The organism is Bacteroidia bacterium (assembly GCA_025056095.1).
In the GTDB taxonomy this organism is placed as follows: Bacteria; Bacteroidota; Bacteroidia; order JANWVE01; family JANWVE01; genus JANWVE01.
This window is the reverse complement of sequence record JANWVW010000080.1, coordinates 1-11,378: the sequence shown is the minus strand read 5'-3', so window position 1 is coordinate 11,378 and position 11,378 is coordinate 1. Positions and strand designations below refer to the sequence as shown.

Here is an 11,378-nt window from a genome sequence, read left to right as displayed (position 1 = left end):
AGCGAAGCACCGAAGCGATAGCGTAGTGCGGAATGCCCCGACCCTTGCGTCAGCAAGGGGCACGCCCAAAAAAATTAAATCCATTACAATTTATTGAGTTATTTAGATTGTTTCTAAATAATTTGCATATTTGCATCTTACTTATTTATGACCAAAAAAATTGCATTAGTCGGCAATCCAAATAGTGGTAAAACTTCTGTATTTAACGCTCTTACAGGTCTGAACCAAAAAGTAGGCAACTACGCAGGCGTAACCGTAGAACGTAAAACAGGCACATTCAAAGTAAAAAATGAGACTTTTATAGCTATTGACCTACCTGGCACATATAGCTTGTATCCAAAATCTGAAGATGAACGAATTGCTTGCCAAATTCTCTACAATCTAAATCACGAAGACCATCCTGATATAGTAGTCGTAGTAGCCGATGCTACTAATCTCAAACGGCATCTACTGCTTTGCACACAAATTATAGACTTAGGTTTTCCGACATTGTTAGCCCTTAACATGATAGACCTGCTTCCAACACAAGGGATAGAACTAAATATCGTTGAGCTTTCTGCTCGTTTAGGCATACCTGTAATTCCCATATCTGCTTTGAAAAATCAAGGAATAGAAACTCTCAAAGAATGGTTAAGCAAACCACTTCCTCTTCCTAAAAAAAGCATATTTTCTATTCCTGAAGCACTTCATCCTAAAATAGAGCAAATACAGCAAAAGTATCATCTGCCTAATGCTTATTTAGCTTTTCATTACTTGATGCAGCCTAATCACATTGAGCAAATTCACGGTGCGGACAAAGAAAAACTTTTTTCTTTAACGAATGAGGACCGAATAGTTGTTTTAGGCAGGGAAACACTTGCTCGTTTAGAATGGATAGATGAGCAGCTTCGTTTTTGCTTGAAGCAAGATCCCCCAAAAACCACATTAGAACAGAAGTTAGATAAAGTTCTTACTCACAAAATATGGGGTTACATCATTTTCTTGTTGATTTTGTTTGTGATTTTTCAAGCCATTTTTGCTTGGGCAGAATATCCGATGAATGCGATTGAAAGAGCTTTTGAATGGATAAATGAACATCTTACCGCATGGCTTCCTGAGTCTACTTTTACCGAAGTGCTTACTGATGGGATTATTGCAGGATTAGCAGGCGTAGTGGTTTTTATACCGCAAATTGCTTTTTTGTTCTTTTTTATGGCGCTTTTAGAGGACACGGGCTACATGGCTCGGGTAGTGTTTTTGTTAGATAAAATTATGCGTAAGTTTGGACTAAGTGGTAAGTCAGTAGTGCCGATGCTTGGAGGAATGGCTTGCGCTGTACCCTCTATTATGGCGACGCGTACTATTGAAAACTCTAAAGAACGTTTGATTACTATTTTAATTACTCCCTTGATGAGCTGCTCCGCACGTATTCCTGTATATACCTTAATTATTGGACTGTTTGTGCCCTCAAAAGTATTTTTAGGGATATTCAACTCCAGAGGATTAGTAATGATGGGCATGTATGTACTTGGGGTTTTGACTTCTTTACTTGTAGCTATATTGCTTAAAAAGCTTGTAAAATATGACGAAAAAGGCTTTTTTTTAATGGAAATGCCCTTGTATCGCATGCCGAGATGGAAAAATGTAGTCATTACAATATGGGTGCAGGTAAAAACCTTTGTGTGGGATGCAGGTAAAATTATTGTAGCTATTTCTATTGTGTTGTGGTTTTTAGCTAATCATGGTGGAAGCAGTTTTCAAGCTGTGAAAAATCAGTTCAAATGTGAGCAAATAGAAAATGAAACTCTCAAAAAACAGTGTGAACAAACGCAGAAAAAACAACTATTAGAGAACTCTTACGCAGGTAAAGCAGGTAAGTTTTTAGAGCCTTTGATAGCCCCTATGGGCTTAGATTGGAAAATGGGTATAGCTTTGATTACTTCTTTTGCGGCCCGAGAAGTTTTTGTTGGAACAATGGCAACTATTTACAGTTTAGAAAATGCCGAAGATAATTTAACTGACTTGCAAATAGCCATGCAAAAAGAAATTGATCCGATTACACAAAAACCGCAATATAACTTTGCTAATGGCACTGCTTTGATGTTGTACTATGCTTTTGCAATGCAGTGCATGGGTACTTTGGCAGCGATTAAAAAAGAGACTCGCTCTTGGAAATGGACTTTGTTTTCTTTGCTCTACATGATGGGCTTAGCCTATACTGTGGCAACAATAGCTTACCAAATTATGCAGAGGTATGTGTAATTATCTCAAAAAAGCATAGTGTAGCAAGTTTTTCAAAAATCTGATTTATTTCTCTGCAAAAATCTGTACCTTTGTTATTATGGAAAACTTAATGAAATACTACGATGTAGTAGAGCAAGCGATTGCAGCGCTAGGTATAGATCCCAAGTTATGCAGGGATCAGGAACAAGGAAAGTGGAATCTCAAAAAAGGCTCTGCTCCCATTTGGATAGATTTAACTTATTCGGAAAAAGACAAAAGGGCTTATTTTCAAGTAATGGCACCTATTACCAAAGTACCCACTACAAACCGCGAAAAATTTTTTGAAGAGCTGTTAGAAATAAACTATATCCTTTACGGAGTGAGCTTTACTAAGTACGATGACAGAATTTACATAAAAGTAATCCGAGAAGTAGAAGGGTTAGATGTCAGTGAAGCACTAGCTGCTATTGAACGAATTGGCTATTACGGAGATTTTTATGATGACTATTTTCAGAATAAGTATGCAGTACAGCGTTAAAATGAAACTAAAACAGCCTTAGCAACGTATTGAGTTTAAATTTTGTTTATATTTTTGTTGATTCTTGTAACTTTGTAGTAAATATGTCTGAATTTGGAAATTTTTCAGAACAAGCTCGTGAGGTATTCAGCTTCAGTAGAGAAGAAGCACTTCGCTTAGGCTATGACCATATTGGCACTGAACACATACTCTTAGGTATCATTCGTGAATCGAATGGTACAGCGGCAAGGATTTTACAAAATTTAGGTGTAGATTTGAGAACTTTGCGTAGGACAATTGAACAGTACGCTCATGGGCGCAACTTGTATAGTTCAAATATATCTAACTTGCCCCTGACTAAGCAGTCTGAAAAAATCATAAAGACTGCTTATTTAGAGGCTTCTTTATTTGGAATAAAAGTTGTAAATACTGAACATATTTTGTTAGCTTTACTCAAAGAAAAAGACCATATTGCAGCAAACATCCTACATAATTTTGATGTAACGTACGAAAAGGTCTACGAGGAGGTTGTGCATATCTACAAGCAGGAAGATATTCCATATAGAAACTACGACTTTCAAAACAGGTCTTCAGAAATTAACGATCCATTAGAAGAAACTCGTTATAGTTCTGAAAGAAAAGTGGATAAAAATAGCAAAACCCCTGTATTAGATAACTTCGGCAGGGACTTGACAAAAGCAGCTGAGGAAGGAAAACTTGACCCTATTATTGGTAGGGAAAAAGAAATTGAGCGTGTAGCTCAGGTGCTTAGCCGTAGAAAGAAAAACAACCCCGTATTGATTGGTGAACCTGGGGTAGGTAAAACTGCAATTGCCGAAGGGCTAGCCTTGAGAATAGTACAGAAAAAAGTCAGTCGAGTACTGTTTAATAAACGCGTCGTTACTTTGGACTTGGCGTCATTAGTGGCAGGTACTAAGTATCGCGGACAGTTTGAAGAGCGCATGAAAGCCATTATGGCTGAATTAGAAAAAGCACCTAACGTTATTCTATTTATTGATGAGCTACACACTATTGTAGGCGCAGGGGGCGCAAGCGGCTCACTAGATGCCTCAAATATGTTCAAACCCGCGCTAGCCAGAGGAGAAATCCAGTGCATAGGAGCTACTACGTTGGATGAATATCGTCAATACATTGAAAAAGACGGCGCTTTAGACCGTAGATTCCAAAAAATTATAGTAGAGCCTACCACTGTGGAGGAAACTCTTCAAATTCTCAATAACATTAAACAAAAATACGAAGAACATCACAATGTTATTTACACTCCAGAAGCCATTGAAGCTTGCGTCAAACTAAGTGAAAGATATATTACAGACCGCTTTTTACCTGACAAAGCCATCGATGTATTAGATGAAGCAGGCAGCCGCGTGCATTTGTCTAATATACAGGTTCCAAAAATAATTGAAGAGATTGAAAAACAAATAGAAGAAGTCAAAGAAAAGAAAACTCAAGTAGTCAAAAGTCAAAGATTTGAAGAAGCAGCCAAGCTTAGAGATGAAGAGAAAAAATTGATGGAGGCACTAGAAAAAGCTAAACTCAAATGGGAAGAAGATAGCAAAAACATAAAACACATTGTAACCGCGGAAGACGTTGCCCAAGTCGTATCCATGATGACAGGCATCCCTGTTACCAAAGTGGCTATGGCAGAAAGCCAAAAATTACTCAACATGCCCAATGAGCTGAAGTCTAAAATTATTGGTCAAGATGAAGCAGTAATCAAGTTGTGTAAAGCTATTCAGCGCACGCGTGCAGGACTAAAAGACCCTAAAAAACCCATCGGTTCTTTCTTGTTCTTAGGTCCTACGGGTGTAGGAAAAACAGAACTAGCTAAAGAATTAGCCCGCTATCTGTTTGATAGTGAAGACGCATTGATACGCATAGATATGAGTGAGTACATGGAGAAATTCGCAGTATCTCGCTTGATAGGGGCACCCCCAGGTTACGTAGGATATGAGGAAGGTGGTCAACTCACTGAAAAAGTTCGCAGAAAACCTTTCTCCGTAGTACTATTAGATGAGATTGAAAAAGCTCATCCTGACGTATTTAACATTCTACTCCAAGTATTAGATGATGGCATTCTTACAGACAGCATGGGTAGAAAGGTAGATTTCAAAAACACAGTTATCATTATGACCTCTAATATAGGTGCAAGAGAAATTAAAAACTTTGGCAGAAGTATAGGTTTTGCTCCAGAAGATAAGGAAAAAGAAGCACAGCAAGATAATGTTAAACGTACAATTCAAAGTGCATTGCGAAAAGTATTTGCCCCTGAGTTCCTCAATCGTATAGATGATGTAATTATATTCAACCCATTGCAGAAAGAACACATCATTCAGATTATTGATATAGCCCTTTCAAAAATGTTCAAAAGACTAGAAGCATTGAACTACAAAATTGAAGTAACCCATGCTGTAAAAGAGTTCTTAGCTGAAAAAGGCTATGATCCTCAATACGGCGCAAGACCGCTCAACAGAGCTATACAAAAATATCTTGAAGATCCTATTGCAGAAGAGATACTCAAAGCTAACCTCAAAGAGGGGGACTTACTCAAAGTAGACTACAAACCAGGTGATGAAGCAGTTACTGTTTCAGTTGTACGTAAAGAAGAGTTAGTGTAAGTAGAAACGCATTGAAGATAGGACTATCAGAGCTCTGATAAATAGTCAAATCTCTACCAATCCGTAGTGCTATCAAAAGTAAGTAAGGCAACTTGCTAACTACTCAATTAGGAACTAAAATGTTGAGTATAACCTCAAAAATTGCGTAGGTGTACAGCTTTCAGACTGCTAAAATGAAAAAATTTATTAAAAAGGATTAAGCTTACTTTTTTGGGCGTGCCCCTTGCTAACGCAAGGGTCGGGGCATTCCGCACTACGCTTCGCTTCGGTACTTCGCTAACGCTTCGTACTGCCTAACGGCATGCTCCATGCCCCTCACGCAAATAACCTTGATTAATTATGTCTTTACCTTGTTTGAGCTTGAAGTACAATCACTTACAAACTAAAACCTTGCATAAGAAACAGAGAAATGGCTTTTTCAGAGATCCCTTGCGTGAGGCATGCGAAGGGCGTGCGTCAGCACGGTGCGGAGCGAAGCGAAGCACCGAAGCGTTAGCGTAGCCCGTAGCACGCCGACCTTGTGGGCATGAGCGCAAGCGAATGCCCACAAGGGCACGCCCAAAAAATTTTGTCAATCTTATCCTACAACTAACTTATATACTAACTGTGCCAATAAATGCTAACATATACTCAAACAAACCGAATTTTTTAGGTAAAAAAGACATAAGTACTTTTTTGCATTTTTTCGGCAGTTAAAAAATTTTTTCAAAAAAGGCTTGTATAGTCAAGTTTAGAAAAAATTGACGTATTTTTGAGAATTATTTTTAGCATACAGAGGTATGTTGGGGTTGAAATTAGCTACGGACCCACGCTGGGTAAATATTGCAGAAAAAAGCATAGAAGAAATATTGACTGACCACGCATATTGCGAACAAAAAGCCGCTTCGCAAGGCATTTCGTTAATTGTAAATTATTCCGAATACGTGGAAGTAGTAGACACTGTAACTCCAATTGTAACTGAAGAATGGTCGCACTTTGAACGTGTATTGAAAGAACTTAAAAGCAGAGGGCTGCACTTAGGTAAGCAGCGAAAAGACGAATATGTCAATTTACTTTTGAAAGTACAGAAAAAAGGCGGACCTAAGCATGAACGATTAGTAGAAGAACTTCTTACTTGTGCAATGATAGAAGCCCGTAGCTGTGAACGCTTTCGGTTACTTTCTTTGTATTGTACAGATGCCCACTTGCGTCAGTTTTACCGTGAATTTATGATTTCAGAAGCAGAGCATTATCGTGTTTTTTTAGATTTAGCTAAATGTTATTTACCTGAAAGTAAAGTCAAAGAACGCTGGAATGAATATCTAGAAGCCGAAGCAAAAATCATGGCTTCGTTAGAGCTGCGGGGCGATAGAGTACATTAGCCTTCATTTTATTTGAACGTACTGCTATTTATATTTGTCTTTATGTTCAAAGTATGCACAAAACAGACTTTTTAATTATAGGTTCAGGAGTGGCAGGTTTGTCCTTAGCTCTCAAACTAGCTCCTTATGGTAAAGTAACCATTCTGACCAAAACTAATCCCGATGAAGCAAATACAAAGTACGCCCAAGGGGGCGTAGCCGCAGTAATGGACAATCAAAACGATTCTTTTGAAAAACATATTCAAGATACTTTAATAGCAGGCGATGGCTTGTGTCATGAGGATATTGTACGCATAGTAGTTTCTGAAGGACCTGATAGAATACGCGAACTAATAGAATGGGGCGTTTCATTCAGTCTAAATGATAAAGGTGAGTTAGACTTAGTAAAAGAAGGCGGACATTCCGATAAGCGAATCATTCACGCAGCAGATTACACAGGTAAAGAAATAGAAGAAACACTTTTGCAAAGAGTTAAAGAAAACCCGAATATTCTACTTTTAGACCATTATTTTGCCATAGAAATTTTGACCCAACACCACTTAGGCAGGTATGTACACAAAGGTACGCCTAACATTACTTGTTACGGAGTTTTTGCACTAAATAAAAAAACAGAAAAAGTAGAAAAAATACTCTCTCGTATCACAGTAATGGCAACAGGTGGATGTGGAAATGTGTATGCATCTACCACTAACCCCAAAATAGCCACAGGGGATGGCATTGCAATGGTATTCAGAGCAAATGGCAGAATTGCCAACATGGAATTTGTTCAGTTTCATCCTACGGCTTTATATCATCCAGGACACATGTCCCCTGCATTTCTAATATCCGAAGCTGTTCGCGGGCATGGGGCTATTCTTCGCAACCATGAAGGCGAACCTTTTATGCATAAATATGACCCACGCAAAGAGTTAGCCCCAAGAGATATTGTAGCGCGCGCCATTGACCAAGAAATGAAAAAACACGGTAAAGAATACATGTACTTAGACGCCACTCATCTGCCCGCCGAGCAAATTAAAACTCACTTTCCTACTATCTATCAACATTGTTTGAGTATAGGGATAGATATAACCAAAGATTGGATACCTGTCGTTCCTGCTATGCACTACATTTGCGGTGGAATCTTGGTAGATGAACAAGGTAAAACCTCCATACACAATCTTTATGCTTGCGGCGAATGTGCTTGTACAGGCTTACACGGTGCTAATCGATTAGCTAGCAACTCTTTGCTAGAAGCACTGGTATTTGCGCATCGTATTTATGAGCATGTTAAAGATAACTTCAAAAGCATTCCGATTTTAGAAAATATCCCCGATTGGAATGACAGCGGAACTACTTATCCCGAAGAGTGGATATTGATCTCTCAAAACTTTAAGGAAGTACAAAATTTGATGAGCAGTTACGTAGGGATTGTCCGAAATGATTTACGTTTAGAGCGTACTTTACGCAGATTAGACTTGATATACAAAGAAACCGAAGAGTTCTACAAAAAAACCAAAGTATCTGTGGAATTGTGCGAACTGCGGAATATTATCACTTGTGCTTTTTTAATTACAAAGTCAGCCAAGTTACGAAAAGAGAGTAGAGGTTTGCACTACACTACGGATTATCCTTACAAAAGTCAAGATTATTTGTACGATACTATTTTGTAATAAAAAACGCTGTACTTTTTGTTTGTACAGCGTAGCCACCAAATAAAATCATAAAACCAATAAGCCTACCGAATAGCAGAGCAACAAACTTTATGCCATGTACACAGAAAAGATATGTCTAAAAAAGAGGATAAAGAGGTTTTTTGTTATATTTCAGATATTTTTTGGGCGTGCCCCTTGCTGCGCAAGGGTCGGGGCATTCCGCACTACGCTTCGCTACGGTGCTTCGCTAACGCTACGCACTGCCTAACGGCATGCTCCATGCCCCTCACGCAGATGACCTGTTCAATTATGTCTTTACCTTGTTTGAGCTTGAAGTACAAGTACTTACAAGCTAAAATTTGCATAAGAAACAGAGAAATGGCTTTTTCAGAGATTCCTTGCGTGAGGCATGCGAAGGGTGGGCGTTAGCCCAGTGCGTAGCAAAGCGAAGCACCGAAGCGTTAGCGTAGCCCGAAGCACGCCGACCTTGTGGGCTTTTGCCCACAAGGGCACGCCCAAAAAACTGAAATAAAATTTAATCTAGAAAAGACTCGTCATATCTTCAAAGTTTGCCCCTTTATCTCAAAGGATGCACTTATCCAACAATTTAGCTAACTGCCCTGCTTGATACTGACGAGAATACCGTTGAATGTTAGAATTTGTATTAAAGCTATAATCTTTGACTTTGTACTTTTCAAACTGTTGAGAAAGATAAGCAGCAGCGGTAAAAGTATCTTCAGGCTTTATAGCTATTCCTGCATCACACTCTTGAATAATCCGAGCAGCATCACCTTCGGGATGACAAAAGCATAATACAGGCCGCCGAGAAGCTATATACTCAAATAACTTGCCACTAACCATGTTTTTATCTTGAACTATACTCATAAAAAGCAAATGAGATTTACACATTTCTTCTATGGCAACATGATGCTCAACGACATCAGGAGAATAATACACATAATCCGATAGTTCTGCACTTATGATTTGCTCTTTTACTTTTTGGGGCGTTTTGCCAATCATACGTATCTGAAACTGCGCTTGAGCTTCGGGATTAGCTTTTAGCCAATCTCGCAAAACATTCCAAAAAACGAAATTGTCCACATTTTGAAAAGTTGTTCCCACATAAGTCAAGGTAAATTTATCATACAAAGGTAGATTCCTGTAAGGTAAAAAGTCCTCTTCATCATAGCCATTGTAAATGTATTCTACGGGCAATTCTCGGATTTGAGCTAGCTCACTGGCTAAAGTTTTACCCACAGTAATTACAATATCTGCTTGTTTGAGTACTTTTCTTTCCAATGCGATATGTCTTTTTTTTGCCCATTGTGAAAGTTGCAGTTGTTGATGATAGTAAATAGTAGTCCAAGGATCTCTGAAATCAGCTATCCAGGGTAAATTGAATTTTTTTTTAATCTTGAGAGCAATTAAATGGGCGCTGTGAGGAGGTCCTGTGCTGATAATTGCTTGGACAGGATTTTTTTTGAGATACTGCGATAAAAAACGAACCGAAGGATATATCCAAAACTTACGCGCATCAGGAATGAATAAGTTTCCTCTAATCCATATAGCTAGCCGTTCTTTCCATGACTTTGAAGCGGTATCTAAAATAGTTCGGTCAATTTTCGTAGTTTTTTCTCGGTTAGTAAATTTTTTGTACCACTTGTAAGGTTCAAAGGCAGGAGTGCGCAAAATAGTGAGATGCGAAGGCACTTCTTTACAAAGAGTCTCGTCAATGGCGGGATACTCACCATCTTTTGCTGTGAGGACCACAGGTTCCCAATCAAATTTTGGTAAATACTTAATAAATTTGAGAGGTCTTTGAACTCCTGAACCTCCACTCGGCGGAAAGTAATACGTGATGAATAAAACTTTTTTAGACATAACAGATTGACAAAAATACAATCTAACGGTACTTAAAATAGCACAGTAGATAGCACTTCTCAAAATAAACCACATCCTACACAACAATCGTCAAGAAAACTTTGCCTGCGTGTGTAAAAAAGAGTTAGTTTGAATATTTTGCCTTTTTCATTGGTAATAAGCAAAGTATTGTCATTGAGGTAGGTAATAGCTTCGGTTTGAGAAATGGGAATACGTAAGCGCATAGTCAGACGGGCATTTTTGAACAAACCACTATCTAATTGAGTTCGGTAAATGTACACAAAACCGTAAGTCAAAAGTGCTATTTCGTTTTTGGCAGGGGAGTAAGCAACATCAGTAACGTAAGAATCTAAATACGAACGCGCTAACCAAGTTGCGGCTTGAACATAATCTATTTCAGGATTTACTCTGTATACATCCGTACTTTTTGTACCGTAGTTTTTAGTGAATATGTATAAATACGGTTTGGCATAGAATATAGCTTCTGCATCATGATGGCGATGCTTTGGATAATGCTTTTGGTCTGGATAGACATAGACTATTTTTTGTATAGGTTCTAGTGTGTCTTTATCCCAACTCAAAGGGATGGTATAAATAGAAAGTTGTTGTCTTTGAAAAGAATTATTTCCAATGTCTGCAAGGTAAATTTTGTCTTCGCCAAGGGTTATAGCTTCCCAATCTATGGCATGAACATTTTTCACATAAAACTTTTTAATCAACTTTCCTTTTAAGTTAGTGAGGTAAAGATATGGAGGATTTCCTGAATCGCTATGAGTAAGAAGTAAGCTATCTTTGACTACAACAATTCCTGATGATTCTTTGATGCTGCAGTCCAGTTGAGCAATTTTTTGATACTTGTAGGTTGTTTTTATAGTATCGTGTTGAGGGCGGTAGTAGTAAGTTATACCATGGAAGCAAGCTTGTTCAAATAGAAGCACTATCAAGATAAAGTTCAAGTAAATGATTCGCATTTGTCTTACAAAGTTATTAGAGTTTTGGACATTACTTGCAGATTGATTAAAAGGTTTGAAGGCGAATAAAAAATAAGTTTTTTGTGAGGTATTGATTAGGTTTTTCTTGCGTGAGGCATGCGGAGGGTGGGCGTTAGCCCAGTGCGGAGCGAAGCGTAGCACCGAAGCGTTAGCGTAGC

The 11,378-nt window shown here is 38.4% G+C and carries 9 protein-coding genes; 6 read left to right on the top strand and 3 right to left on the bottom strand.

What is annotated here, in order from left to right; all coding sequences use genetic code 11:
* The first annotated feature begins 147 nt into the window (after window positions 1–147).
* The 3 genes from feoB (at window position 148) to NZ519_07405 (ending at window position 5,355) form a co-directional block, all read left to right on the top strand.
* Complete coding sequence (gene feoB, locus NZ519_07415; GenBank protein MCS7028583.1) at window positions 148–2,241, top strand: ferrous iron transport protein B; 2,094 nt, start codon at window positions 148–150, stop codon at window positions 2,239–2,241.
* A 79-nt stretch (window positions 2,242–2,320) separates the two neighbouring features.
* Window positions 2,321–2,740, top strand: a complete 420-nt coding sequence (locus NZ519_07410) for a YbjN domain-containing protein (GenBank protein ID MCS7028582.1) — start codon at window positions 2,321–2,323, stop codon at window positions 2,738–2,740.
* Window positions 2,741–2,823: 83 nt separating this feature from the next.
* A complete protein-coding gene (locus NZ519_07405; GenBank protein MCS7028581.1) occupies window positions 2,824–5,355 on the top strand; it encodes an ATP-dependent Clp protease ATP-binding subunit in 2,532 nt (843 codons plus the stop codon).
* Between the two features lie 371 nt (window positions 5,356–5,726).
* Here the strand turns inward: NZ519_07405 and NZ519_07400 are convergent, their stop codons facing one another.
* Window positions 5,727–5,903 (bottom strand): hypothetical protein, encoded by a 177-nt coding sequence (locus NZ519_07400; GenBank protein MCS7028580.1) that lies wholly within the window; start codon window positions 5,901–5,903, stop codon window positions 5,727–5,729.
* 231 nt (window positions 5,904–6,134) lie between these two features.
* On the opposite strand from NZ519_07400, the gene NZ519_07395 reads away from it, so the two are divergent.
* The 3 genes from NZ519_07395 to NZ519_07385 all read left to right on the top strand — a co-directional run bounded on the left by NZ519_07395 (window position 6,135) and on the right by NZ519_07385 (window position 8,879).
* A complete protein-coding gene (locus NZ519_07395) occupies window positions 6,135–6,716 on the top strand; it encodes a tRNA-(ms[2]io[6]A)-hydroxylase (protein MCS7028579.1) in 582 nt (193 codons plus the stop codon).
* Window positions 6,717–6,769: 53 nt separating this feature from the next.
* On the top strand, window positions 6,770–8,365 hold the full coding sequence (gene nadB, locus NZ519_07390) for an L-aspartate oxidase (protein ID MCS7028578.1): 1,596 nt from the start codon (window positions 6,770–6,772) through the stop codon (window positions 8,363–8,365).
* Window positions 8,366–8,756: 391 nt separating this feature from the next.
* Window positions 8,757–8,879 carry a hypothetical protein gene (locus NZ519_07385; GenBank protein ID MCS7028577.1) on the top strand — a complete coding sequence of 41 codons (123 nt, stop codon included), beginning with the start codon at window positions 8,757–8,759 and terminating at the stop codon, window positions 8,877–8,879.
* A 50-nt stretch (window positions 8,880–8,929) separates the two neighbouring features.
* Here the strand turns inward: NZ519_07385 and NZ519_07380 are convergent, their stop codons facing one another.
* Together NZ519_07380 and NZ519_07375 are read right to left on the bottom strand one after the other, a co-directional pair.
* Window positions 8,930–10,228, bottom strand: a complete 1,299-nt coding sequence (locus tag NZ519_07380) for a glycosyltransferase family 4 protein (GenBank protein MCS7028576.1) — start codon at window positions 10,226–10,228, stop codon at window positions 8,930–8,932.
* A gap of 59 nt (window positions 10,229–10,287) precedes the next feature.
* The coding region (locus tag NZ519_07375; protein MCS7028575.1) for a hypothetical protein at window positions 10,288–11,378 on the bottom strand (1,091 nt) is incomplete at its 5' end.

Coding starts and splice junctions, on each gene's coding strand:
- feoB (MCS7028583.1), top strand. CDS start 148: ATGACCAAAAAAATTGCATTAGTCGGCAATCCAAATAGTGGTAAAACT.
- NZ519_07410 (MCS7028582.1), top strand. CDS start 2,321: ATGGAAAACTTAATGAAATACTACGATGTAGTAGAGCAAGCGATTGCA.
- NZ519_07405 (MCS7028581.1), top strand. CDS start 2,824: ATGTCTGAATTTGGAAATTTTTCAGAACAAGCTCGTGAGGTATTCAGC.
- NZ519_07395 (MCS7028579.1), top strand. CDS start 6,135: ATGTTGGGGTTGAAATTAGCTACGGACCCACGCTGGGTAAATATTGCA.
- nadB (MCS7028578.1), top strand. CDS start 6,770: ATGCACAAAACAGACTTTTTAATTATAGGTTCAGGAGTGGCAGGTTTG.
- NZ519_07385 (MCS7028577.1), top strand. CDS start 8,757: ATGCGAAGGGTGGGCGTTAGCCCAGTGCGTAGCAAAGCGAAGCACCGA.
- NZ519_07380 (MCS7028576.1), bottom strand. CDS start 10,228: ATGTCTAAAAAAGTTTTATTCATCACGTATTACTTTCCGCCGAGTGGA.